This is a genomic window from Leptothoe sp. EHU-05/26/07-4, assembly GCF_043421015.1.
In the GTDB taxonomy this organism is placed as follows: domain Bacteria; phylum Cyanobacteriota; class Cyanobacteriia; order Phormidesmidales; family Phormidesmidaceae; genus Leptothoe; species Leptothoe turfae.
Window position 1 is genome coordinate 1,259,000 of record NZ_JAXSQV010000004.1, and the last position, 26,755, is coordinate 1,285,754.

Below are 26,755 nucleotides of genomic sequence, written 5' to 3' on the forward strand. Positions count from 1 at the left end.
GGGTAATGGAATTGGCAACAGCACTGATGCGATCGTCAAAGTCGCAGATCCATGGCATGTTTCCGTCCCCTTGCGGGGTAATGGAATTGGCAACCAATACAGAGCCCAGCAAAACGGCTCGACCCTTTTCAGCGAGTTTCCGTCCCCTTGCGGGGTAATGGAATTGGCAACCTGGAAATGCTAACTGGCGTTCTACTGTTCTTGACCTAGATAAGTTTCCGTCCCCTTGCGGGGTAATGGAATTGGCAACCTCCCTTTTGAAACCATTGTAACCAGGGGCTTCTAGACACCCAAATCTAAGGGTTCCAAAAATGACCGACTTAATCGAGAATAGCTCCCAATAAAGCCCTGGAAAAACGTCTGAAAGTCTTTCACAGTCACTATTCGAGGGATATAACGGAAGAATCAGGTTTTCAAGGTTCGGCTGAATCCCTCGGAAAATTAGGAATTCATGCCTACCATAACTAGCCCAACCAGGAATGTCCAGGCATGCAATCAATTTTTAATGATTTTTGCTACCCACCCTGTACCGCACAAAAACCCCTGGTATCAGAGGGGATCTCCACTCAAGGCAAGGGGGCGTTAGAGGGGGTGAGGCAACCGCCAACGCTAGTTTCCAATACTTGTGTGTACACGGCAGCCTTACAAAGGGGCGCAATAAACCAAGTAGGGGCACTCCCTTGTGGATGCCCCATAGGCCTGAGGCCAATTAATGCGCAGGAATGATCGTGCCTAAGGCATTTTAGGCCAGGCCATTTATGACCCAATCATTTGCGATCCGGACACCCACAAGGGGAAGCCCCTACTGAGAACGATATAACACCTGCCAACGACCGGCCCATTCCATTTCAGGATAATTAATTTTTACCCAGTTCCAACGGTCGGGCAAATCCCCTGGAATTACCAGTACCGATGGATCAGTCATCAGCCGACGTAAATAAAGATTATCCTCGGGGTTCCCTAGCCGAATCCAGCGGGGTTCCCAACCCTGGGTGGTTTGAAAATAGGCCTCATTGACAATGCCATCGTTAATGGTAATGGTGTCTTTATTCAGGGCAAAGGCCAGGGAGGGGAGCGCTTCGTTATAAACCAAGACCGGTAAACTCTCTAACCGCCGTTGCTGAATAATCTGAGAGACAACATTAGCACTCTCTTTCCACGGTCCATTGGCCTGGGTGTAGTAACCGCCATATAACAACAACATAAATGATGGCACCAGCACCATAGCCACCAGCCGAATTCTGACCCCCGCCCGGATAAATCGGTATAGCAAAAGCACTAAGCCTAACGTGCTCAACGCCGTTATCACCATGGGCCAGGTGCTTTGCAATGGCTGTCCAAGAATTTGATAGCCCAGGGGTACCATGAAGGCCAGCATACCCAGACAGCCATAAATTTGGGCAAACCAGCGGCTGTAACGCCACACTTGTTGTTTCGTTAGAAACTGCACCCAATAGCTGACAAGAATCGAGAACCCAGATACCAGGGGCAACAATGCCGCCAGGGATGCACTACCGGTCAATGTGTAGAACCCCAACGGCAGGGCTAGCCAGGTGATGCAGACTGGCAACACATTGGGGTTTTGCCAGACCGGGCTGGCAAGGTTGGGCAACACCAAAAACCACCAAGGCAAACTGCCCAACAGAAATGTGATTGCATATTGCCAGCGGGGATGCCTGGGTGGCCCGAAAAAGGTGTCTTGCCAAAATGTCTGGCGGATAAAGGCCCAAATATCGGGGAGGTGATGGCTGGCATGCACAAACCAAAAGCAGGTGAGCCCAACTGCCATGATCAATGCGGCCAGGCCATGACGCCAGTGAATCCCATAGTTGTGAGGCCCAAATGTCAATACATAGGTGCCCACGGTGATGGGCAATAGCAGACTATGTAACCCGCCGCATAATAGGCCACCGGCGAATGCGATCGCGAGTCCATAGAGGGCAACTGGTAGTTTTTCCAGATGGTAGAGCAGAATATAGTAGATAGCTGCCAGCTCGAAGGTGGCCAACAATATATCGGCGGATAGGTAACGGCTACAGGCCAACACCAGGGGACATGACAGATAGATCAGTCCAGCAAACAGACCGACCTGGGACGACCCAAATAATCGCATCGCAATGCGGTAAGTAAAAATTACCTGGACCAAAATGCTGATCTGGATAAAGAAGCGAGCCCCAAATGTATTGATGCCCCACAGCCGCATTCCCAGGCTGGTCAACCAGAGGGGCAATGGCAGATGGCTAAAATCGTTTACCCCCAGCAACCGAGGATGCATAAAATTTTGCCGGGCCAGCATATCCCGACTAATCTCAGCAATACTGCCCTCGGGGCCTGTGGTGATGACCCACAGATGCAGGTTGAACAGCAACACAATCAACACCACTGCCAGCAGTAGATATAAAAAACGGTCAGGTCGCATGGGGACAGACATACGTGCAGCTAGGGCGTGTTCAAAACATTACACCACGCGGTTTATGCTCCCGAAACCGTCATCCGGCCTGTTATACCAAATATATGGGTTAGCACACATAGTTGACAAAACGATACAATTAGAATTAAAAGTACATAAATGCGTAGCCAGTCGTCGTATTGCTAAAGCCGCGACTGATTCTCGCGCTTTGGATCCATCTTTGGTTTCTATGAGTAACTGCTATGACTATTGGCTTTTCAAATGAGCCCCTGCTGCGCTCAAAGCAGCATGATTTAGATTTGCAAGATTTACGCGGGGCCTGGCACTTTCGTCACAGTGTCCTTGGCTATGCATTTTCAAGTATTTACACTCGCGTTGATCAAGTGTTTGCGTTGTGGGGGGCCCTGGCAGTATTCATGTTTGCCTCAGTTCAGGTGTCCCACGCTAGCTGGCAGCAACTGGCAATTGCTTGGTCCGGCCTTACGGTAATTGCTGTTGTGGGTATGGTGTCCATCGTGCGCTTTTGGGCACGGGTAGAACGACTCATGTGGCTAGTATACAGCTGGGCTACATTAATGTTAGTCGGCACTGTAATCACCAATTGGGGCGTGTTTGGCTATGTAGGGCCAATATTGATAAACCTCTGCCCCTTGTGGTTAGGGCTGTGTGCCATTGGCCATGGCCTGACGGGTTGGGGCATTCGCTCGCGTACGTTTTTAGGGCTGACGGTGGTGCATGGGGTTGCCGCGTTTACCGTGACCCAGCTAGGTACCTGGCAATACGGGGTGACCGGTGCCATCATTGGCGGCAGTCTACTATTACTGACTCAGCTTCAATGGGATATGCGTCCTCCCATTGACTATGCTGTACTGACTAATGAACAACGCTCCTTTAATCATCATCAGCGAAAGCTGAGGCAGACTAGCTAACAAGCGAGAGGTATCTCCCCCAAGATAGGACTACCAGCCAACAACCGTTAGGGTGGAGTTTCTTACTTTAAAGCCGCTGTTTTTTCAAAAAACAGCGGCTTTCTGCTTTTTTGTTGAATATCTGTTGAATAGTTATTTTGACAACATCCTGGCAAGGATAGTTGTAAAATTTCTCGAAACCGATCCATTCATCTTGTTATCCAAATCCGAATGTATTAAACCCGATTAAAAATAGACCATCCTGTAGGGGCACTCCCTTGTGGATGCCCTTCGATACCGGGTGCTATCAGTCGGGATTTCGTATTAGAGACAATTTATCCAATATTTCTATCTAAAGCTACTGCTAACTCTCTTTTCTAGGTAGTGCCACAAAAAATAATACACCTGTGAACCTGTCTCCTGCCATGGCTTTATCCTTCCAGAGGAGAAAACATTTAAATATTAACTTATGTATACAAAGCAAGAAAAATTGATTAGTGAGTTGTTGTCATCTATCTACTCGCTACGCAGCGAGATAACAAACAACAATACTACACACTAGGTAAGGAACTATGGCTAACGTACTCCCCAGTGAGTTAATGAATTCCGTTCTAGGAAAACTCTATGATGCACTGTGCAGTGGCGATGGTGCTGCGCCTCCCTCCGAAGACAATTATCTGGCCTGGGTTACCCCTGGCATTCCCTTTCCGCCAGACGAATTTGATTTTCTAACCGAGGGTCTGGGCGGCGTATATAAAAATGTCAGGGATGATTTTAACGCCGATAAACCCAACAATAATGGTGAAACTGAAGAAGTCGATGAAGACACCAGTGTAGAAGAGCTCAACAGAATGTTGGCTGATGAAAGCCGCCGTAAGTACATCCATGCCGAAAATCTGGCACGGTTATGCGATCTCATTCCAGATACATCGGGCACTGGCACCAATTCTTTCAATGTTTGGAATGTTGAAAATACCCTCTCTCAAGCTTACGAACAAGTTCTGAGGTTTAGTCAGGTTGCAGATGTTGAACCCGATGAGCGTACCAAGGCCAAGCTAGAGAAACTGCGGAGCCTGATGGTTTCTAAGAGAATCGAAGTCGATTTTCTGACCGATGAAGAAAGAGTCATCGAAGAACCCAGTCCACTTGTTCTTAAGTATGACCAGTACTTGGGTGAATGGGAGGCGGCTAAGCTAGCCTACAATACCCTGCGTATTGAGGCTGAGGCTGGGAATGACCCCAAAGCGGTTTCGGCCTGGGCCATCAATGGCCCCATTCTTCGTAGACGGGTGCAAGCGGCTGAGCGCAAATGGTCAACCTTAGGTTATCGCGAACAGTTTGATCGTATTAGTGCCTTTATCAAACAAGTCGAAGGTAGAAGCATTGCGTTACTCAAGCAACAATACCAGGAGTTGTTTGAAGAGGGACAGCTCAACAGCATGCTAACGGGGCTGCCGTTTCATCCTGTTACCTTTGTTCCCGGTGGTTTTGCCCGATACGAAGACGGATGGACCCAGTTCAAGTTTGACAGTTCTGACTACGCCAGTAGTTATGACTACTCCAAGAAAGGGTTCGGTACTAAAGTCAAAGCTGGCTTTGGCCTATGGCGGGCTAAGGCTGAAGCTAACTACGACAGAACTGAAATTGAGCACAAGATCAATACTTCGCGGTTTAAACTGCGCTTTAAGATCGCTCAGGTTCCCATTATTCGACCCTGGTTTAACGTCAACTTTCTAACGAGCACCTACTGGAGATTTGACGAGGCCGTGCCTGATTTTAATAATCAGATGGTGTCTGATGGAGCTGCTCAACCTGAAGGTATGATTCCAGCGTTCACCACCACGGCGATTTTTGTCAGAGACTTATTTCTAGAGTTTGGTGAGTCTGAGTACAGCTACGATTCTTTGAAGAAGCACTTTGATGTCAGCGCTGGCGGTGGCTGGGGTCCTTTCTCCGTGGGTGGTAGCTACAAGCAGGATAATTTTGAAAGAAATGTGAACTCTCACCGAGAGGAGCAGGGCATTCGGATTCCTGGCATGCAGCTGATTGGGTTTAAGTGTCACCAGATGCCCAAATCTCCCAATCCAAACCCCAGTATCAAAAAGTGGATTTAGGATTGCTTTTTCCCTTTATTGATACCGAGTAATTCTTTTTAAGAACAACTCATTACGGGGCTTAGGGTTGCCCACGGACTAGACATACTGTTCTAGTCCGTGGGCCATGCGCTCCATTTTCAAAATTCGCCTTAGAACGTTCATACAAACTAAAAACGTTCATATAAACTCAAAATGAACAGAATTAGCTTAGCCTTAATGGGCAAACTCGCTAAACTGCATCAGGACAGTTTAGCCGAAAAAGATACATTTGTTGCCATCAACAAACTGGCAGAAGCCTATACGCTATACGATTTTGAACAACCTCAACATCCCCAGGAATTTGCAGAAATCACCAATTTTATCGTTCCTAGCAAACGGTTTTATGAGCCTGATACTACTAAATTTATTTGGGATGTTTATAAAGACAGTTTGGGTAAGGCCTTTGCTGCCAGCGGTAATTTTCTAACCGCCGAAGAAGAGGCCAAACTCCAGGAAGCACTCGCCTATGTTGAGGATCCTGAAAATCGAGAAAACTATTACACCTGTCAGGATGAAGCACTGGCGGCGGCGGCTGAACTTGCTAGCTTGATTTCTCAAAAAACAGCTGCGGAACGTGATGATGATACCGATGCTGTTGCCTCCCTCAACGATTTGATCGCCATTGCTAGACAACGAGAAGAAGCTGCCTCGCGTAAATGGCAGGACATCGGTAACAAGCTAGTGTATGAAAATCATCAAAATATCAAGTTTCAGCTGGAAGCTAGATATCCATCCAATATCTTAGAGCATTACAAGTCAAAGCTCTCGGGAGCCGAACGGGAGAAAATTGGTAAAGGAACGTCCGGTTACTATTATCCAACCAGTTTTGTGCCCAGTAACTTCTTTAAGGAAGGGGGGAGTGGTTGGGCCAGTATCGCCATGGATGCCAGGGAAGTCGACGAATATTACAACTATGCTAAAAACACTGTATTCAAAGACTACCAAGACTTTTTCAGTGATGAACAGGACGAATTAGAAATCGAAAAAATTAGTGTCGACATTGGTATTCTCTCCGTTGTCAGAGATTGGTTTAGCATTGATCTTTTCCATCAACGATTCTGGGATCTGCCAAAATTCATTGCCCCTCTCAGTGATGGTGAGTCCAGTCCCACCGGGTCCCTATCGGTGCTGCCGGTCAAAATGATCTTTTTGCGGAATCTAGACGTAGAACTGAAGGAAGATTCAGCCAAAAACAGAAACACATTCAAAAAAACCATTGGGAAGAATCTGCCTATTTTTGTTGGTAACGTCATGCTCAATGCATCACCTCAGTTAAAATCAGGTTCTGTGAACATTCTGTCCACCCCCAAAGCTCTAAACTATCAGGCCGTCAAAAAGGATAGACAAATACTACACCGGCAAATAGACAATCAGTCAGGCGTCCAGATACTCAAAGGTAAAAACCTTAATGCTCTCAAAACTCAACTGACGGCATCTAGCACTGTGCAACCGGTTGCTTTTACCAATTTCACAGGGAGTACAAAAATCGCCTTAGGCAGAGCTCGGGTCTTAACCCAATCTGCTGGGATGTATCTGATTAGCCACAAGGCGGTTCCAACCAATATTTCAAGCCATATCACCAACATTAACAATGGTGTTACCAATGGCAACCGCAATTTCTTGTTGTTTACCACCCAAAAGTATGGTGTATATAACACCCATGAAACCGGCGTCTGGTTCAATGGCAGCCAATGGACTGTGTATAACCAGAATCGAAAGCCCATGCCTAAGAATAACCAGGTCAATGTTCTAGCGGTTAATCCAGCCTTAAACAGAAATGTGTTTGTTCATACAACCACGAAAAACAACACAAGTGGCCATATCACCACCCTTAATCATGGGCTAACCAACAACCAAAGTAATGCTATCGTGCTCGTTACCCAGCATTACGGGAAATACAATGTTAGCCAGGTAGGTGTGTGGTTTAGCGGTGGCAAATGGAAAATTTATAACGAAGACCTGAAGCCCATGCCAATTGGCACCAAGTTTAATATTTTGGTCTTAAAACCAGGGGCTCCTATTCGATTTGGTGGCTTAGAAGGTGTCGCTTTCCAACATAAAGTAACTGATGCCACTAAACAGGGCAGCATGAAGCATGTCAGTTACATTAATAACGGGTTTAGCAATGGTGTTCCCCAGGGCATTGTCTTTGTTACCCAGCGATGGATCAACACCTATAACCCAAATCCCATAGGCGTTTGGTACTCCAATAATAAATGGACAGTTTACAACCAAAACCGCAAACCTCTTCCCAACAACGTCACATTTAATGTGTTGGTGGTCAAGCCTGCCCGCGCTGCGGTGCCAAAACCTCGGCCCAGACCGGTACCCCGTCCCGCACCCAAACCCCGTCCCGCACCGAGCAAGCCTGTGGAGAAAGATCCTGACAAGGAAATTGAAGACCTATTCCCAGCATTCTGGTTAGCTGGGTTCGTCTGCAAGAACTTGCCCAAAGCGCCTAATCCAGATCCCGATTTGGATTGGATATAGCGTTGTCACCTATTTTGCGATCGCTGATTTAGGGGATGAACCGGTTAGAACTATTGCTATTTGACGGTATCCGACAGCTCAAGTCATCTTGAGGATCAGCAATGCCCCCATTTATATTCTTTCGTTTCGAGAACACCCATCATGGTAAACAAATGTGGTGGAACGCCTGAACCACCTGATAAACCTGTCAAACCCCTCAGTCATGAAGAGCAAGTTTTGCATATTGCTATGGATGAACTGCTCAAGATCATGACTGAGCATCCCATCAGGGGCCTGGATGAAGACTTCTCTCAAATGGATGTCGATACGGCCATTCAACTCATCTTAGAGACAACGTCCTATGGGCTTGATTACGCCGAACTGAATCCCCCAATACAGGACCTGGTAATAGCCATGGCTAAATATGTCATTTTATTTCAGCGAGTTATGATGCCGGGCTATTCATCCCTATTGGTTGACCTCCAGGCTTTTCTGGGGGCACTTATTGAATTCAATGACCTAAAAATTAGGGGATTAAGGGGCAGTAATCCCCTTGATGTATCGAGATGGGCCACCCATGGTCCCAGTCTACGACGTTCCCTTAGCTCTAAAAAACGAGTGTTTCTGAACAATCTGTCACAGTTTAGGGCAATTAACTTCCAACAATAGTCAACACACCTACTAGGAGACTAACAATGCAGATTATTAATCACCTTCTCTACCATGATGATGGTACTCCCTATCCCTTTGAGGAGAGTCCCAACTCTGGTGGCACATTGCGCCATGAGTATTTAGTAATGCATTTCACAGCGGGTAGAACTGCAAAATCGGCTGTACGATGGCTCACTCAAGCTCAGGCCAAAGCGTCTGCCCACCTGGTCATTGGTCGAGATGGCAGTATTACCCAGCTGGTGCCGTTTAATGTGAAAGCCTGGCATGCCGGTCGCAGTTCTTGGGAGGGGAGAACAGGTCTCAACAAATACTCGATTGGGATTGAGCTGGTGAACGCCGGTAGGCTAAAGCATCAAGGGGGCGAATGGAAAAGTTGGTTTAATCAGGTGTATGACGACGTTGATGTACTCGAAGCAACCCACAAACATGAGTCATCCTCCAGTGGTTGGCATGTTTATACCGAAGAACAACTAGAGGCGGCGATGGACGTTGCCAGCCTGTTGGTCGACGAATATGGTTTGCAAGATGTCATCGGCCATGATGATATTGCCCCCCAACGCAAGAATGATCCAGGCCCCGCTTTCCCCATGGATAGTTTTCGTGCCAGGGTAATGGGCCGTGAGGATTTAGAAGAGTTCTATGAAACAACAGGTCGATTAAATATTCGCACGGGTCCAGGCACTCAGTATGAGAAGTTGCCAGAGAGCCCGCTACCTGCCCACACACCCGTTGACATTCTAGACACTAGCAATAATTGGAAACTAGTCACTGTGCTAGAAACCATCAATGACAATATGGATATAGAAGGGTGGGTTCATGGTCGTTATTTGCAACGTCAGAGCTGACGGCTTGTAAACCGGATTGAGAATCAAGGCAAGACGATTTGCCAGCCCGTACTCTCGAAAAGAAAGAAAGTTAAAGAAAAACGGGTGGATAGCCCTTAGAGTTATCCCCCCGTTTAGCTCCCTGTCAAGGACTAATACAATCTGTTCAATAGGCGGAGGTGTTTCTCCCCCTAGACATGCTTCCACTAACTAGTCTAGACGTACTTAAAGGTACTGCTGTTGAGGTTGAGATTACCCGAGCCGCGAATCACGGCAATGAGTTCATCTTTTTGACCAGCCGCATTATCAATGAACAATCCACGGCCACGATCAGCACCTTTGGGAGACGAACCCAAACGGTAGTCATGGTCATTACTAAGCTGGATCATATCACCCTGACTCGTATTCAAGTCCGTGATCAGAGCGTAGTTTGATATCCCCATGGAGCGTATTTTACCGTCATCGTAAAGGGTGCCAGATTGATTACCCAAGACAAAGGTGTCACGCCCTCTACCTCCAGTCATCACGTCTTTTTCGGCAGCCGTTCTACGCCATGCTCCCTGCAGAAAATCATTACCATCTCCACCAACGAGCCTATCATTGCCCCAGCCACCTAGCAGTCTGTCATTGCCCGAGCCACCGTTAACACGGTCATTGCCCGAGCCACCATGAACATAATCATTGCCTGAACCACCAAAGACTTTATCGTTACCTCTTTCACCAAACACCTTATCAGCGCCTTGATCGCCGTAAATGGTGTCGTTACCGCCTTTACCACGAATAGTATCGTTACCATTCTTGCCAGAGATACGCTGTTTTTTTGACCCGCCAGTAATGGTGTCAATGCGGCGAGTACCCTGAATCACAGCGTTGTTACTTGTGATTCGATTCGGTCCTGAAGGTGGTGTGGGTGCTGGCGGTGTGGGTGCTGGGGGCGCTGGCGGTGTGGGAGTGGGCACTGGGGGGGCTGGAGGTGCAGGCGTTGGACTATTCCCATTCTCACCTCCAATTAGCAGCAGGTAAGCATCGTCTCCACCGCCAGCATTTCTCTGGACCGCGTTTGCCGTCACCAGGTCAGCCCCTGGTTCAGCCGTCAGGGCTAGTGCGGCTACACCACCACCGACACCAATCGCATTGGCGTCTCCATCGACAAAGGGGGTCCAAACATAACGCGTCTTTAAATCAGGACTCATAACAGCCAGAAAGCCTTCTGACCCTGAGTACCCAGGTACTCTTTGACCCTCAATAGTTTGGTTATCGCGATTGGCTAAACTTGCATTAGCCTGACCCACAAGGTACACATTGCCCTGTTGATCAGCCGTAATGTCGGTTGGTTTAACACTGTTTCCTCTACCGCTGCTTAGCCGGGTAAGCAACGATTGTCCCTTTTTAAGATCACCTGTAGCTAGATCATAACGACCGTAATAGGTCATTTTGACTGAACCGACATTGGTGGCTTGAGTGTAGCGATCTGTTTGTACTGTGTCAGGCCCCGATGACTGGGAAAAATTGAGTGGGTCCCGGGAAAAAATAGAAAAGCCGGTGCCTCCGTTAATTGAATAAGCGGCGTAGAGTTCACCGTCATCACCAATGGCAATGCTTTCACCACGCGTATCGGCCATCAAATTGGCTTTGCGGATGTTGGCGGCGCTTTCGTCATAGCTTTTCCATTTCTGTTTTCCGTTGTAGTCCCAAGCTTGGGTAAAGGCTACTTGCAAGTTCGATGACTTTTGCTCATAGCCAGTGGCGATCAACGTGCCACCGTTTTTATCGGTGATGGCCACATCGTTAAAGCGGCGATTGTTCTTGCCAGTGGAAAACTCTTCTTGAACTTTACCCTGGCTATTATATAGTTTGATTTGACTACTACCCTGTATGGCAACAACTCTACCGCTGTCAGAAATGGAGACCTGACTGGCTGAGACGCTGTTGTCACTCCAAATAATGCGGTTGCCATCTGCACTCAGAACGGCTACTCCAAAGTCACCAGCAACGGCTATTTCTCCTTTACTGTTGACTTCTAGATCGTCGACCTCACTGGGGAGATGAGTCACTGAAAGGACTTTGTTAGTCTTGTTGTTGTAGCGAACAACGCTGCCTTCACCACCGCCCAATAAGTTGATTTTCTTTGCACTGGAGCTATATTGAGAGAGTGCGCCACCAAAAACGGTGATGCCATTTTTTGAAACATCGACTGCATTGGCAGAATCATTTCTGTTGCCACCCAGATAAGTAGCACCAGAGACATCCAGGTTGTTAGTCTTTTTGGTAAGTTCTTTGATGGTCATAAATAGTCCCCGTTTGACAGATAAATGGATGAATTAGTCGGGCGTAAAGAACCGATAACTTTGCGCACATAGTTCATAACAGTGGTGCTCGCTGAAAGATTTAGACAGCAAGAGCTATGGGCGGTACAAAAGGCATGAATACATGTAGCCTTCTGCGTTATCGAGTGTCGCGTAAAGTATCTAAAAAACTTTCTTGCAAGAACGGTTTATGTCAGCACGATTTTGCTGCGAATAAGCGAGACGATCTTTTTGAGTTGTTGTCTACATGAAATCTTGAACAAGTAATCCATAATCTTGTTCTAACTGGACTGGTAGCTGTGTTTAATACCTGGTCTGCGGCTGCATCGGGAACAATCTGCAAGACATATAACCTTTGGTACTAAAAGGTACAGCTATCGGTAATCATTGCCCTTCTGAACAACCTTTTCGTCACGGGAGTTTTAAGTTTACTCAAATGTTCAGAATACAAAGATATTGCGGGCTCCGGAGAGTCTCTAATTAATGTCCTTGGAAATCAGCCGATGTGGTAGAGTCATTGCTTCCTTGAAAAGAAACAGAGCACCTTGGTGTGCATAGCCGACTTATTTTACTAATGAACGTTACTGTTTGTTAGGACTCAAAACATAGCCGAGTGTACCCTTGATGCTCATTTAAACAATTTGTTTAGGCATTGTCAAGATTGGTTCACACCAGATAAAGATTAGCTATAGATAGCGTCTGTAGCTTTGCGCACACAGCTCACTGCCAGTCTCTTTTAAGAACAATAGCCATGGATAGGTGACAGCACGCAATAGATCGGTGTCAGACTCAGTCAACACCTTGGCGAGATCATCCATTTCGGATTGAGAATACGGAATTCGGGCTTTGTATAATATTGTTCTTAGCTATTCTCCAAGATTCCGTAATACTCATCAAAAGTATTCACCATGGAAAGAAACGGGCTCGGTAATTGTAAGAAACGGGTAGACAGTTGGTGACCATCTACCCATTTGACTCTCTGTCAAGGTTTTTAAGGAGATTTTTATTTAATAGTAGTTACCAATCTTGCGGTGGTGAACAGCGGTCATTGATTCATCCTTCGAGACCTTGCCATCCGCAACGGTGCAATACACCAGCCAGTGATCGCTAAGTTCCATCCGAGTTGTTACCGTACACTCCAGGTACGCCAGAGCATCGGCTAGAATCGGAGACTTGTTGTTGGCAGGGCGGGTACGAATACCAGCAAACCGGTCAGCACCGGGGGGAAACGCTTCAGGAAGTGCTTCATCAGTGGCAGATGATTACCCTCTTCCAAAATATTTAGCACAAACGTGTCACCCACCTGCATCAGGGATTCAATGGCTCGGTCTTTAGCAACTGCGATGGTAAAGCCCAATGGCTTGAAGCTAGCCTGGGAAATCCAGGAAGCCAACATCGCGCTAGTCACTGCGCCTTTGGCAGCAGTGATGATATAAAGACCGCTACTGATGCGACCCAGCGCCTTTTGTAGATCAGCATCAAGCCCCTTAATTTTCTTAATTTTCTTTGCTTGAGCCAGGTCTTGACCCAGGTCAGTCCCGGTCTCGTCGCAAAGCTGGTAGAGCGCTTCAGATGGTGTATCTTTCACCCGAATGGGGTCAAACGCAACCTTTAGATCCAGGTCCTGTAGCTGACTCTGCAGCGTATCGATGGGCTCGTCATCCCCACCGTAGGACTCAAAAAGACCATAGGTTTGCTTATTATTGACAGCTGCCAAAATGGAACTCAGCGCCGTTTGCACTTCTTCGGCACCCTGACCTGAGGATGGGGGCATGCCCATCAAAATACCTTTAGCGCGACCGACTAGTTCAGTGACATCATGGGGATCTGCCAGACGCATATCCATCATTTCGACAGCGACGCCGGTTTTAGTAATGCCTTTAGCCAGGGCTTGGGAGATGCGATCGCAATACCCATAGTCCGACACATAGAAAACCGCCACCATATTCTCGGCCTTGCTTTTCTCATTACTCCAGCGGCGGTAGCGCTCGGTGAGTTCTTCTAGATTGTGACGCAACAGGGGACCATGACCGGTGGCGATGGTGCTAATTGTGCCCAACTTATCCATGCGCTTCATGGCAGAGAGCACCGAGCGGGCATTGGGAGCCATCAAACACTCATAGTAAAAGCGAAAGTCAGGCGTCAGCGCATCCAGATCTTCATCAAAGGTATCGTCACTACAATAGTGGGCACCAAAAGCATCACAGGTGTAGAGAATGCCAGTCTTTTGATCGTAGGTAAAAATGGTATCGGGCCAGTGGAGATTGGGCGCACTTACAAATTCCAAAACGTGGCCATTGCCTAAATCCAGAGTGTCACCACTTTTCACCAGCTGCGACTCAAAGGGCTGATGAACCAGATCCTCCAGGAACTTCACCGCCACCTTAGCCCCAACCACAACTGCCTGAGGTGCAAGATCCAACACATCCTTCACCAGGCCGCTATGGTCCGGTTCAGTATGACTAATCACGATATAGTCAATTTCCTTAGGATCAATCAGCCCCGTCAGCGCATCCATATAGAGCTGCTGAAACTTAGCGTGGGAGGTGTCTATCAGTGCTGTCTTTTCCCCACGCACTAAGTAAGAGTTATAGGTCGTACCGTTCTGCAACCCAAACTCAATATCAAACCGATCTCGATCCCAGTCCAGGGACCGGATAGTCGTAGTATTTTCAGCAATCTCACCAGTAGCGATAGTGAGACGCTTTTCAGCTGGTTTGGCAGTGTTTGGAGCAGCTACAACCATAGGTACCTCTAAACTGGTCTGACTAATATGTCATAACGCGCATGCGCACGACTTTAGCAACACGAAGGTTGCTTTAGTATTATTGTGTCTCAAAACATTAATTTTTGCAGTCTTTTTTCCTAACGTAACTGATAAGCATAAGCAATACTAATAGCGCTTAAGGTGGTGGGGGCAGTTCCCAGGGGTGGGTGGGCCCACAGCGCCGTTCTTCCCATGGACCCAATCAGGGTTTAAGCCTTTAAGACACTTTAAATAAGGCTAGATGGGTGAGACCGTAGCGTTTAGTGCGGGAGAGTTCTAGGCCAATGAGAGATTTGGGCTGCCAATGTTCTGGGGTATATTCTGTAGCAACTATTGCCCCTGGAGCTAATAGAGATTTCTCAACCAGAAGAGCAAGCACTTTGTCGTAGAGTTTAGCAGCGTAGGGTGGATCTAAGTACACCAGATCAAAGGGGTCTAAAGTTAAAGTCTGTAGCTTTTTAGTCACCTCTCCACGAATCACTTGAAAGGATTGTTCTGGTTTAGCAACAGTCTGCCAGTTGGTTTGCACAATCCGACAGGCAGCCCCCGACTGCTCTATGCCCACCACCACGCTGGCCCCGCGACAAAGGGCTTCTGCCCCCATGGCACCACTACCTGCACATAGATCTAACCAACGGCAGCCACTGACTCGCCCCTGCCAAATATTAAACAACGCCTCGCGTACCTTAGCGGGGGTGGGGCGAGTCGCCTGCCCCGGCAACGTTTTGATGGCACGATTACCGTAGATACGAATAGACATTTGGCAATAAACAATGGGTTATCTCTATAGGGACCCTTCTCTGGGGCACTCCTTTGTGGATGCCCGTGTCACAAGGCATACCAATTCACAGATAAGAGCACCAATCGCTCCAGCCACCGGGATAAAGCTTACCCATGGGTTTACCGGCCACAACCTGGGAAAATAAATTAACACAGGCCGTCACACCAGACCCACAGTAGACGATAACTTCATCAGCATTGTCCACCCCTCGCCAATATTGCGCCAATGCGTCTGGCGCTTTGAGCAATCCGGCGTCAGTACTAAGATCTTTCCAAAAGTAGTTCACTGCCCCAGGCACAGAACCCGCAATCGGATCAATGGGTTCACGTTCACCACGGAAGCGATCGGCGGATCGAGCGTCGATTACCACCGTGCCAGGGGTGTCTTTGTGTTGACGCACATAGTCAATATCCACAACCCAATCAGCCTGGGGCTGGGGCATAAAGCGACCTACCTGAGATGGTGGCGTTTCACGACTAAGGGGTAAGCCTGCCTTAATCCAGGCATCTATACCCCCATCCAACAAAGCTACATTGCCGTGGCCTAAATAGCGCAACATCCACCAAAGGCGGGCGGCAAACGCAAACCGGGAGGCATCGTAAATCACAACGGGTGTCTGAGGCGTAGACTGCATGCCTAACAGGTTTAGAGTGTCGACAAACGTTTGCCAGTTGGGCAACGGGTGACGGCCCCCATGGTCTTGAACGGGGCTAGAGAGATGTTTGTTTAGGTCGAGATAGTAGGCACCGGGGATATGACCAGAGTCGTATTGCTGTTGACCCAGTTCCGGTTCTGGCAGAGAAAATCGGCAATCAATAACAAGCAAGGCGCTATTGAGATGTTTTGCCAGCCACTGGGGACTAACAATATAAGTAGTGGTCAGATCAATAGGCGACTCTGGCGGTAAAGACAACGTTTGGATCCGTAGCAAAGACGATGTTAATTATAGTTTCGTTAGGATTGGTAGCTCATTAATGGCTGATGACGACTATAAAAATTCATCTAGTGGTCTGACGATAGAATTAACTGGGGATGGCTCAGCCACGTTTTACTCGGAGGAATTTGGCGAGCATTTTCACTGCCGTCATGGAGCCTATACCGATGCGCAGCGAAATTATGTCGATGCGGCCAATATTCCGGAGCTGGCCAAAGCGGAACGGCTATCTATTTTGGATGTTTGCTATGGGCTGGGATACAACACAGCAGCGGCCCTGGATACGATTCAGCAGGTCAATCCTGACTGTCAGGTGACGATTCGGGCCTTGGAAATCAATGTAACGGTGGTTCGGGATGCGATCGCAAATAACCTCATCCACCACTGGACACCGCACACCCAGCAAATCCTGAAGACCCTGGCCACCGAGCAATCTTACAAAAGCCCCACACTGGATATCCAGCTGATTCTTGGCGACGCCCGGCAAACGTTGCAACCCCTGGCCGCCAAGGGTTGGCAGGCTGATGCCATTCTATTTGACCCGTTTTCCCCCCCACGCTGCCCCCAGCTTTGGACGGTGGAATTCTTTAAACTTACGGCTCAATGCCTGGATGAGAGCGGCATCCTGGCCACCTATTCCTGCGCTGCTGCTGTTCGTTCAGCCATGGGATTAGCTGGCTTAACCATGGGCTCATTGCCAGGAACCGGTCGCCATTGGCCCTGCACCGTGGCGACCAAAACTCAGCGCCCTTTACCAGACCTGTCGCCACAGGAACAAGAGCATCTGCAAACACGGGCGGCCATTCCCTATCGTGACCCAACGCTGGCAGCAACGGCTGAAGCAATTATGGCCCAGCGTCAGCAGGAACAGCAGGAATCTAAACTGGAACCAACGAGTGCCTGGCGACGACGTTGGTTAACGAGGCAGAGGGGCTAAAAATGCTTGATTTTGAGTTTTGAGTTTTGAGTTTTGAGTTTTGAATGAGTGACTTGGTTGACCTGGATAAAACCAGAGACCAAGAACCAAGAACCAAGAACCAAGAACCAAGAACCAAGGACTAAGAACCAAGAACCAAGAACTTAAACGTCTATCTACCCTTTGGCTTTCCTGACATACCCTTTACCCTAAGTAGCCATCATACTTGGGAAGTCCAACCGCTGCGCGGTATACTCCTCCCGTAATTTTTTGATGTTCTTACGCTAACGTTTACTCTCGTAATTCCTATGACTAACCCATTGGCAGTGGCAGTATTGGCAGCAGGTAAAGGAACTCGGATGCGATCGCGTCTGCCTAAGGTGCTTCATCCTCTAGGGGGTCGCACCCTGGTGGAAAATGTGCTGGCTAGCTTGGAACACGTACAACCCGAACGCCAAATTGCCATTGTGGGGTATCTGGCCGATGACGTACAGACTGCATTGGCCCACGTATCTGGATTGGAATTCGTTGAGCAAACTGAACAGCTAGGCACCGGCCATGCCGTGCAGCAGGTAATTCCTGCATTAGAAGGGTTTGAAGGTAACCTGCTGGTGCTGAATGGGGATGTGCCCCTACTGCGCCCCGAGACCATTGCCAAAATGGTGCGGACCCATGTTGAGAACAAGAATGCTGCCACCATTCTCACGGCCCAGTTTGAGGATCCGACCGGCTATGGCCGAGTCTTCTGCGATGAGAATTATATTGTCTCTGAGATTATTGAACACCGCGACTGCACCCCTGAACAGCGTGGTAACAGACGCATTAACTCCGGCATTTACTGCTTTAACTGGCAAAAGCTAATGACGGTGCTACCCCACCTGAGGTCAGATAACGATCAGAATGAATACTATCTAACCGATGTGGTCAAAGACCTTTCACCGGTAATGGCCTTAGATGTAGACGATATCGAAGAGATTTCTGGTATCAACAACCGTAAGCAGTTATCAGACGCAGCCACGATTCTGCAATGCCGCATCAAGGATGAACTGATGCTTTCTGGGATTACCATGATCAATCCTGACAGCATCACCATTGATGCCACCGTCAAGGTGGAGCCCGATGTGGTAATTGAACCGGAAACCCACCTGCGTGGTAACACCACCATTGCTGCCGGTTGCCACATTGGTCCCGGCACTCTGATTGACAACAGCACCATCGGGGCAAACACTACGATCAAGTATTCAGTCATCAATGACAGTAAAATTGAAGGTGCAGGCCACATTGGTCCCTACACCCATCTGCGTGGTGAAGTGATAATTGGTGAAGGCTGCCGCGTTGGCAACTTTGTTGAAGTCAAAAAAACCACCATTGGCAACAACACTAATGCTGCCCATTTGTCTTATCTGGGTAATGCCACCTTAGGTGACAAAGTCAACATTGGTGCAGGCACTATCACGGCCAACTACGATGGCTATAAAAAACATCCCACGGTAATTAAAGACAATACTAAAACAGGCTCCAACAGTGTTTTAGTGGCCCCTGTCACATTGGGTAAGAATGTGACGGTGGGTGCAGGCGCAGTGGTCACAAAAGACGTGGATGATAACTGTCTGATCGTCACCCGTGGTGAGCGGCGTGTGCTTAAAAACTGGAAACCCAAGTTTATGAACAAGGATACTACTGAGAAATAAGCCCCAATCCGAATTCATTAAACCCGATTAAAAATGGATACTCCTGTAGGCTAAACAGTTAAATGGCAACGTAAGACGCAGGTCTAACCAGTAGCTCTCAATTTAGTCTATGGGGTGTCTCAAACAGCAACGTCTATCCCTGGCTAATCTCAAAGCCAAACGGCGGCAATGTCATGGTGGGACCATTAGGTAACCCGATATCCACTATGAACTGCTCTTGCCAGTAACCAATGACTTGAGTGTACAGATAGGTAACTGACGTCTCTTGGGTAAGTGTAGAACGCGACAATATCTCCTGCTGATCACTCACCATCAGCTCAATGCCAACCGGTAGGGTCTCTCCTGGTGTCGGTCCTAAAATTAAAAACAGGCTCCACTCAGGCACATCATCCACCATCAATGGCCAAACCCACGCATAAAGACGGCAAGGAAAGCCCGCTAAATTAATCTTTTTACAAGCACCCCTTGCCCGTATAGGGATTTCAATGCCCTGAGATGTGAGTTCTTCTACAATATTTTCTATTTCTTCTTTAACAGGTCGCAAGCCATGGGCTGGCGTCAAGGGTGGCAGTAACTCCCAGGCAAGCTGCTCAGCCATGGTATCTAGCTCACCCTGTAGCCATCTCCCCACATTAACCACACCTGTGGTTATAGTCTCAGCGATCGCACTCAGCTGACTAGACGGAGCAGTCTGGATAATTGTCTCTGGCTCTAGACAATTGAGATATAACAAAAGTTGTTCTGGAGTGACCACAAACCGATCAAGGGGAACCGTATAAGCCTGAGTATCTGTAGGGGTATGTTGTTGCACATATTGCTGTAGCTGATCATGGCGTAAACCTGTCACTACACGCACCTGGTTCACTTCTTCTTGCACTTCCGCCAGGACATATAAATGGGCTGCCTGATCCCCTGTTACAGCGGCTGTTGGGATGCTCACGGCATCATCAACCACTGAGCCCATGGGTAACACCCATAGACGATAGTCTCCGACATTCAAATTAGACGATTGGGTGAACGTTGTCTCTTGTAAGTCAGCAGGAAGTAAACCAGTATCTTCAAGCCATTGTTTTACCCCTGCCATAGCCAATGCTCTCAAAAAAGTTTGCCATTGGCTATCATCATCCGAAATATCTTGACAAATGTCTGTAGCCCATTGTGTAGAGGTGGTAGATAGCATAACTGTTTCTGTTGAGAGGGGAATTATATCAAATTGTTGAGGATCGAGGGATGAAGTATTCATGGCGTGAAAAAGCGCTGTGACAGTGTGGGTTAACTAGAATGAGATCAGCTTACAGGGAGTATTTTTATAGAGGGGCTATTCATCAGGAGGCGTAGAAGATAAAACTGTTTCACACAGACGACGGGAAAATATGCTATTTGCCGTACGATTCTTAGGGATTTGTGCCTCTGAGGCAGCTTCTGCCATCACTGTTTCTGTTTCTTCAGTCAAAATGTAATCCAGTTGCTGGGCAATTTTGGTTAGCCGGTCAGCAGAAACATGCTGTAACGCATCCGCCTGGACTTGCTCTTTAAGTTGATTTAACCAGTAGATACAAACCTTGGCTCGAAATTGCTTAAGCTGCAACAAACGGGTTACCTTTACCTGATTAGTTAACTCTAACTGTTTCGCAATCACTCCCATGGATAATCCCTGACAGTGAAATAGTATTAGGGCCTTTCGATAAACGCTATCCTGGGGTGGTTTCCTCCTTTTATAGTGGGTGCTATAGCTTTGCACAATATGGTGAATTGCCTGGTCGAGAGTCGTAATAAAGTGAGTCCGATAACGCTTTAAAAAGTCATCTTGAGCTTTCTCTGCGTCATCAGAAGTCGGTGCCGAGAGATTGGAAAGACCTGTCTCAGTGTTATCTAAAGATTGGGTCAATGGGGTACGTCGACGCACTGCAATCCGATATTGTCGCAACTGATCTGCCAGCTCATGTAACTGGGCAAATACCAGGTTAGGAGCCTCATTGGGTACAATCTTTTGGAGCTGTTCATCGGTGGGGTCAACACAGCGACGGGCACGACCCTGGCGCTGTTTTAATCGGTCATTACGATACACCCGATGATAGGCACTGAGTAATTGGCTAGCTGCAGTCAACTCACTTTGACTGAGGTGGGGCAACGCTCTGGGCAACTGCGATATGCGGGTATCGTTGAGAATTGCCCATGGGCTAATGCGATATAACCCTTGTTCCATAAAGAAACGGTTGAGATTCGGATGACTTTTAGTCAGTCGACTGGTCCAGGTACTCAAGGCCGACTGCCTGGGATCGTATTTAGCTAGAATTTGCATCGCCACAGCAGGGTAGGTTGCAGGAACCTGACCATCGTCATCCAAAATCAGGGGCCATAGATCTGCGCCTGTAAAGTTATAGGTCTCACCAAATTGACGAACTAACTGGGTACAGGCAGCTTCAATCTGGTGGGACAACCAACAGCGCAAACACAGTTGAGCTATGGCTGCATTCTCTGCATCGGTTTGGGTTAACTCCCACAAAGCTAACTGACAATCGCGTTCGGACAGGATTTCAGCTTCTAAACGCTGGCCAAATTGGGGCTGAAACCAGCGTTGGGCATCGGGGAATTTCTGTCGCTGTAGTCGCCCTGCAGCCGTTAAAACCATCATTTGCCAATAACGCGATGTGTTAACCATGGTGAATGCAAACAATTACCTGAAATCAGTCTAGAACGGTCGTTGCAGTAGTCAGATAAATTTGAGAATTTATTGAATAATTGCCAGTCGATCCACCGGGTATGGGGGTTGGAGCCAACATACGGTAAAGGATAATGGCCAACAGTAAGGATATGGCATGAAGTAGTTTACTCATGGAGCAAGGCCTCCTCAATGTTCTGTGAGAACTTATTGCTTCATAGCCTTGACTTATTCAAGGTTGTCTTGGGTGTATCTAAGCGCACAATAGCTCAAGAAAAATCTGAGACGGACGACCTCTTATCACCATGGGTAAATGCACTGACGTGTTTTATCAAGTAGAACAGTTTTTGTGTTCTACGGTAACAATCCTAGTCATAGTTTGCTCGGTGGATCTACGACTAATCCCCAACTTCTTCAAAAAAGATGTATGAAGTTGGGTGTTAGCACCATGGGGATGGCCATGGGCCAAGGGATAAAAAAGAACAGTACGGCACGCACCGATCCGAAATACGTATAAAAATGGCTACATTTGTTCAGCAGTTTCTCGCGCTCGTTAATGGTGTGCGCGTTAGGGCAGGCTTGTCTCGACTCACCATCGATCAACAACTCAATCATGCTGCTCAGCGGCATACTTCTGATATTGCTCATAATGATTTAGTTGTTGGCCATAGGGGTTCTAATGGTTCAAACCCAACCCAAAGAGCGAGAGTTGCTGGTTACCAATCTCGAACAGTTGTTGAAAATATTGGTGCGGGGCACTACACAGTGAGAGAAGTGTTTGATGACTGGATGAGCAGTCCAGGCCATCGCGCTAATATTTTAAATCCCAATGTACGGCAGCTAGGGGCAGGCCATGTCTTTTTAGCCAACGATACTGGTAACCATAATTATTTTGATTATTGGACAATTGTCTTAGGCACCAGAATTCCAGGTACTGAACCGGCTCCTCCAACACCACCAAGGCGTCCGACACCAAGGCCCACACCCCCTGCGCCAGCGCCAGCACCCGCACCTGTGCCAGCGCCGACTCCAGCACCTGCGCCAACTACTCCTACTCCAGCACCTGGGCCAGTGCCGACTCCAGCACCTGTGCCAACACCGCCTCCAACTTCTCCTAACCCTACTCCAGCACCTGTTCCCACACCTACACCCCCTACACCTACACCCCCTACACCTACACCTACGCCTATTCCGGAGCCCCCTACACCTACACCTACACCCCCTGCTCCCACACCTACGCCTATTCCGGAGCCCCCTGTTCCGCTACCCCCTGCTCCCACACCTACGCCTATTCCGGAGCCCCCTGTTCCTACGCCAGCCCCTCAACCCGACTTACCGCAGCCAGACCTGCCATCACCGCCTATACCCGCACCTTCTCCTACACCAACACCTTCTCCTACACCAACACCTCAGCCTCAAGAGCCCACTCCTAAGCCAGAGCCGCAGCCACCCATAAACAACCCTGACAACAACACTTTAGGTATAGGAACTCCTGGTAATGACAGTATTGAAGTTCGTGATAATACTCAACCCACTGCGGGTGGTTTAGGTGATGATCAGATTTTAGGTAGTGATGGTGATGACATATTGCGCGGCGATCATAATCGGAGAGATCCGGGTGGTCGGGTTGGTGGCGATGATGTTATCTGGGGCCGTCTTGGTAACGATCGCATTGGGGGCAAAGGGGGCAATGATACTCTCTTTGGTGGCGCGGGTGATGATTTGATCTGGGGTGATGATGGCGATGATCTGTTACGGGGTGGCTTAGGCAACGATATTCTCACTGGAGATAACTTTTCTGGAGGTAGCGGTGCGGATAGGTTTATCCTGGCTGCTGGAGAAGGCAGAGATATTATTCGAGATTTTGAAGTCGGGATTGACTTGATTGGTTTAGCCGATGGACTAACCTATGCTGATCTTTCCTTAGGGCAGAGCGGTGATGCCACAGTGATCTCTGTAGATGGAGAGACCCTGGCTCAGGTAAATAACGTGGTTGTCACTGATATGACGAGTGAGATGTTTGTTTTGGTTTAAGTGCACATTCCGATGTCAGAATCCAGGACCTCACTGACCCCTGACCTCTAATACAAAATCCTGACTGATCGCGCCCGGTACCGCAGGGCATCCACAAGGGAATGCCCCTACCCTGGATGGCATCAGCCATCTCAACAGACTTTTCCAACTCTACTTCTGTTTTTTAGGATCAATGAGTTGCATGGCTTGATTAAAAAACTGTCGCTTGATGGCATAGGCAACCAAGATGGCAGTGGTGAGTGTTGCAAAGGCCAACATAAACATAATCAACATCTGGTAAAGCGCGGCATTCAGGGGGTCAGCTCCCCCTAAAATTTGGCCCGTAATCATGCCGGGTAGGGTGACCAGACCAACAACCATCATGGAATTAACTGTGGGAATCAGACCGGCTTTAATGGCCTCCCTGCGATAAGTTGCGATCGCTTGACTTGGGGTTGCCCCCAAACTCAGGTGGGTTTCAATCTCACCACGATGGTTACGGAGGGCACTGACTAAACGCTCCCCCGTCAAAGACGCCGCTGTTAGGGCATTACCCAGCACCATACCGGTTAGGGGAATAAGATAGCGGGGTTCATACCAGAGCTCAGGACGCACCACGACCGTCATGGTATAGGTAATCGTCAGGGCCGTGCTGGTTAAAATGGCCCCCCACAGCCATAGCATCAGCCGAGGAATGTCTTTCCCAATGCGGTTGCGGGCAGTCAACGCGGCAACCGTTGTCATCACCAGCAGTACCAGGATAATCAGACCCGGACTGCGGAGGGTAAACACAATGGATAGAAAAATCCCAACCGCAAACAGCTGCACCACGGTGCGCAGGGTGGCCAAGGCCAGGGTACCAGCCAGGCCCAGCTGTTGCCAAAGGGATAATCCAATGGCGACAGCGGCTAACCCCAAGGCCCAGGCAATGCGGATCAGGTCAAGTTCAATGGTGGTTGGGTTCAACGAATCACTCCCGCAAAACGTAACCCACACCGCGCACAGTCTGGATCAAACGCTTTTCGCCCTCTGCCTCTAGCTTCAACCGCAGGTAGCGAATGTAGACCTCAATGATGTTGGAATCCCCCATGAAATCATAGCCCCAGACTTTTTCTAAAATCTGGTCGCGGGTCAGTACCTGCCGAGGATGGGCAATCAGGTAATCTAATAAGTCAAATTCTTTTGCCGTTAGCTCAATGCCACGGTTACCCCGAAACACTTCGCGAGTTTTGCGGTTGAGGGTGAGGGTTTCAAACTGTAACGATTCTGCTTCTTGGGGATCGTTGCGGCGCAGGTGGGCCCGGACGCGGGCCAGCAATTCTTCAATGCTAAAAGGTTTAACGACGTAATCATCCGCTCCGGCATCTAGCCCAGCCACTCGATCGGCCACGTCGTCTTTCGCTGTTAGGAAAATGATCGGCATCTGCGCACCGGTGCTGCGCAGACGGCGACAAACCTCTACGCCAGCCAATCCTGGCATCATCCAGTCGAGCAAAATCAAATCTGGCATGTTGTCGCGGGCGGCCATGAGACCGGACAGGCCATCGTTAGCTACGGCCACATCATAGCCTTCGTAAGAGAGTTCCATTTGCACAAACTTGGCAAGTTGGGTCTCATCCTCTATGACTAATATTTTGGCTGAAGGTTCTGTCATGATGATTGACTCCAGGGATAACCTGACTACGAAGGTAGGCTGACGGTGAATATACTACCTTCACCTGGCTTGGACTGTACCTTAATTTTTCCTCGCATGCCTTCAACTAATGTTTTAACGATGGATAATCCAAGACCGGTACCTCCGGTGGCCCGTGAACGGTCTTCATCCACTCGGTAAAAGGGCTCAAAAATTTGACTGAGGTCAGCCATGGGAATGCCACGACCGCGATCGCAAATCTGAATCACTGCCCATTCGTCTTCCTGCCTTAATCGTACGGTAACCACCGTACTGGTTTCAGAGTATTTGACGGCATTACTAATCAAATTGATTAACACCTGCTTCAAGCGATTGCGATCGGCCCTGGCATCGATACCTGAGCTTTGAATATCCGCCTTGACCCGATCGCTAGAATAACCGCACATTTCAATGGTGTTCAAAACCATGTCCTTTAGCGGCAACCGTTCAATGTGGAACCGCATATGGCCACCATCGGCCCGCGCCAAATCCAGCAAATCCTGCAGTAGACGAATTGTCCGGTCCGCTTCAGCCGCCGCAATTTCCAGCCCCTCTCGCTGGGGTTCAGTCAGGGTATTGCAACGACGTAAGGTACTTTGCAAATAGCCATGGACCAGAGTTAAGGGAGTGCGCAGCTCATGGGACACATCGCTGACAAAACGACGCTGCTGATCCCAGGCTGCTGACAGTCTGCCCAGCATCATGTTGAATGCCTGGGCCAGATCCCGCACTTCGGTTGGAGCCCGGTCAAATTCCAGATGTGTATCTGCCAGATTGTCAGGGGACACATTGGCCGCCAGCTCATTCATCTTACAAATCGGCTTGATGGACTGGCGCACATAAATGGCAATCACAATGGCAGATAGACCAATGACCAAAATGCTAGCCAGGGTCAAATCACGATTAACCGCCGCAAAACTGCGCTGGTTTTGGGTAATGTCATCAATTACAAACAGATCTCCTACGAGATTCCCCCTCACCTCCAGGGGACTAATGCAAACAATTAGCTGTCGGCCCTGAATATTGACACTTTCCAGTCGACTTTGGGGGGGCAGATCTAACACGTCTTCTGCCAGGCCATCTTTCTTCCAAGACCCCATTTCGAGGGTATCGGACTGGGCAACGAGCTCTCCTTCTGGGGAACGAATCCAAATGGCTGTATCCGCAGTTGAGCGGTAGTTGATCACCTTTTCCAGGGCCATGGTGGATGGCATTGTTTCGTCCATCCAAGCAACATCCTGGCCAAAGCGCTCGGCAATCTCCAGGGCATTTTCCTTATGCCCCTTAATCAGAATTTGCTGCATTCTAAAATTGCTCCAGGCGGTCATACCACCAAAGCCAAGGATAGATGCCAATACCATGCCAGCAGTGAGGCGAAATTGAATGCAACCTGGATCAAATTTCATTAGAACAACGCACAGAGGGTGACAGCACAGATTAGAACTTTTTTAACTGTCATGACTGTATCTAGGCAAGCTGAGATAATCCTGATAAATCCCCCAGATGACGCTAATAGAAATGGCTGAAAAATGGGTATCGACTTAAGCAGGAAAAACTAAGTTGGGCCAGGAGACAGGAGAAAAACAATTAATATC

General features: G+C 48.5%; 19 protein-coding genes, 1 pseudogene and 1 CRISPR repeat array (1 of these 21 only partly in view). Of the genes and pseudogenes, 8 read left to right on the plus strand and 12 right to left on the minus strand.

Going from position 1 to position 26,755, the window contains the following annotated elements; genetic code table 11:
* Positions 1-250: a CRISPR direct-repeat array (repeat unit 36 nt; unit sequence GTTTCCGTCCCCTTGCGGGGTAATGGAATTGGCAAC); it begins 482 nt to the left of the window's first position.
* Between the two features lie 552 nt (positions 251-802).
* On the minus strand, positions 803-2,419 hold the full coding sequence (locus U2F10_RS18370; protein WP_499872968.1) for an ArnT family glycosyltransferase: 1,617 nt from the start codon (positions 2,417-2,419) through the stop codon (positions 803-805).
* A gap of 233 nt (positions 2,420-2,652) precedes the next feature.
* Here U2F10_RS18370 and U2F10_RS18375 point away from each other — a divergent pair, with 233 nt between their 5' ends.
* From U2F10_RS18375 to U2F10_RS18395, 5 genes are all read left to right on the plus strand, one after another.
* Entirely contained in the window at positions 2,653-3,339 is a 687-nt protein-coding gene (locus U2F10_RS18375; protein ID WP_499872969.1) for a hypothetical protein, read from the plus strand.
* Positions 3,340-3,890: 551 nt separating this feature from the next.
* Complete coding sequence (locus tag U2F10_RS18380; protein ID WP_499866875.1) at positions 3,891-5,432, plus strand: hypothetical protein; 1,542 nt, start codon at positions 3,891-3,893, stop codon at positions 5,430-5,432.
* A 174-nt stretch (positions 5,433-5,606) separates the two neighbouring features.
* Positions 5,607-7,943 carry a DUF7452 domain-containing protein gene (locus tag U2F10_RS18385; protein WP_499872970.1) on the plus strand — a complete coding sequence of 779 codons (2,337 nt, stop codon included), beginning with the start codon at positions 5,607-5,609 and terminating at the stop codon, positions 7,941-7,943.
* Positions 7,944-8,084: 141 nt separating this feature from the next.
* Positions 8,085-8,591, plus strand: a complete 507-nt coding sequence (locus U2F10_RS18390; protein ID WP_499866871.1) for a hypothetical protein — start codon at positions 8,085-8,087, stop codon at positions 8,589-8,591.
* A gap of 26 nt (positions 8,592-8,617) precedes the next feature.
* Positions 8,618-9,439, plus strand: a complete 822-nt coding sequence (locus tag U2F10_RS18395; protein ID WP_499872971.1) for an N-acetylmuramoyl-L-alanine amidase — start codon at positions 8,618-8,620, stop codon at positions 9,437-9,439.
* A gap of 194 nt (positions 9,440-9,633) precedes the next feature.
* Here U2F10_RS18395 and U2F10_RS18400 read toward each other — a convergent pair whose 3' ends face one another.
* From U2F10_RS18400 to U2F10_RS18420, 5 genes and pseudogenes are all read right to left on the minus strand, one after another.
* Complete coding sequence (locus tag U2F10_RS18400) at positions 9,634-11,706, minus strand: calcium-binding protein (RefSeq protein ID WP_499872972.1); 2,073 nt, start codon at positions 11,704-11,706, stop codon at positions 9,634-9,636.
* A gap of 704 nt (positions 11,707-12,410) precedes the next feature.
* Entirely contained in the window at positions 12,411-12,542 is a 132-nt protein-coding gene (locus U2F10_RS18405; RefSeq protein ID WP_499872973.1) for a hypothetical protein, read from the minus strand.
* 189 nt (positions 12,543-12,731) lie between these two features.
* Positions 12,732-14,470, minus strand: a pseudogene (locus tag U2F10_RS18410) (diflavin flavoprotein).
* Between the two features lie 238 nt (positions 14,471-14,708).
* Entirely contained in the window at positions 14,709-15,251 is a 543-nt protein-coding gene (rsmD, locus tag U2F10_RS18415; RefSeq protein WP_499062300.1) for a 16S rRNA (guanine(966)-N(2))-methyltransferase RsmD, read from the minus strand.
* 85 nt (positions 15,252-15,336) lie between these two features.
* Complete coding sequence (locus U2F10_RS18420) at positions 15,337-16,194, minus strand: sulfurtransferase (protein ID WP_499873002.1); 858 nt, start codon at positions 16,192-16,194, stop codon at positions 15,337-15,339.
* A 52-nt stretch (positions 16,195-16,246) separates the two neighbouring features.
* Between U2F10_RS18420 and U2F10_RS18425 the strand changes: the two genes are divergently transcribed.
* Positions 16,247-17,143, plus strand: coding sequence for a tRNA (5-methylaminomethyl-2-thiouridine)(34)-methyltransferase MnmD (locus U2F10_RS18425; protein WP_499872974.1), 897 nt, complete (start codon positions 16,247-16,249; stop codon positions 17,141-17,143).
* A gap of 287 nt (positions 17,144-17,430) precedes the next feature.
* Positions 17,431-18,813, plus strand: coding sequence for a bifunctional UDP-N-acetylglucosamine diphosphorylase/glucosamine-1-phosphate N-acetyltransferase GlmU (glmU, locus tag U2F10_RS18430; RefSeq protein ID WP_499872975.1), 1,383 nt, complete (start codon positions 17,431-17,433; stop codon positions 18,811-18,813).
* A gap of 133 nt (positions 18,814-18,946) precedes the next feature.
* On the opposite strand, the gene U2F10_RS18435 is transcribed toward glmU, so the two are convergent.
* From U2F10_RS18435 to U2F10_RS18445, 3 genes are all read right to left on the minus strand, one after another.
* Positions 18,947-20,056 (minus strand): DUF1822 family protein, encoded by a 1,110-nt coding sequence (locus U2F10_RS18435; RefSeq protein WP_499872976.1) that lies wholly within the window; start codon positions 20,054-20,056, stop codon positions 18,947-18,949.
* Positions 20,057-20,131: 75 nt separating this feature from the next.
* Positions 20,132-21,475: a hypothetical protein gene (locus U2F10_RS18440; protein ID WP_163663048.1), complete on the minus strand. Its 1,344-nt coding sequence runs from the start codon at positions 21,473-21,475 to the stop codon at positions 20,132-20,134.
* Positions 21,476-21,500: 25 nt separating this feature from the next.
* Positions 21,501-21,650: a hypothetical protein gene (locus tag U2F10_RS18445; RefSeq protein ID WP_163663051.1), complete on the minus strand. Its 150-nt coding sequence runs from the start codon at positions 21,648-21,650 to the stop codon at positions 21,501-21,503.
* A 344-nt stretch (positions 21,651-21,994) separates the two neighbouring features.
* On the opposite strand from U2F10_RS18445, the gene U2F10_RS18450 reads away from it, so the two are divergent.
* Positions 21,995-23,509, plus strand: coding sequence for a CAP domain-containing protein (locus U2F10_RS18450; RefSeq protein WP_499872977.1), 1,515 nt, complete (start codon positions 21,995-21,997; stop codon positions 23,507-23,509).
* 150 nt (positions 23,510-23,659) lie between these two features.
* On the opposite strand, the gene U2F10_RS18455 is transcribed toward U2F10_RS18450, so the two are convergent.
* The 3 genes from U2F10_RS18455 to U2F10_RS18465 are packed head-to-tail and all read right to left on the minus strand — an operon-like array spanning position 23,660 to position 26,566.
* Positions 23,660-24,454 (minus strand): ABC transporter permease, encoded by a 795-nt coding sequence (locus tag U2F10_RS18455; RefSeq protein WP_499062306.1) that lies wholly within the window; start codon positions 24,452-24,454, stop codon positions 23,660-23,662.
* 4 nt (positions 24,455-24,458) lie between these two features.
* Positions 24,459-25,142: a response regulator transcription factor gene (locus U2F10_RS18460; protein ID WP_006514894.1), complete on the minus strand. Its 684-nt coding sequence runs from the start codon at positions 25,140-25,142 to the stop codon at positions 24,459-24,461.
* 26 nt (positions 25,143-25,168) lie between these two features.
* Positions 25,169-26,566 carry a HAMP domain-containing sensor histidine kinase gene (locus tag U2F10_RS18465; RefSeq protein ID WP_499866851.1) on the minus strand — a complete coding sequence of 466 codons (1,398 nt, stop codon included), beginning with the start codon at positions 26,564-26,566 and terminating at the stop codon, positions 25,169-25,171.
* Between the last annotated feature and the right edge of the window lie 189 nt (positions 26,567-26,755).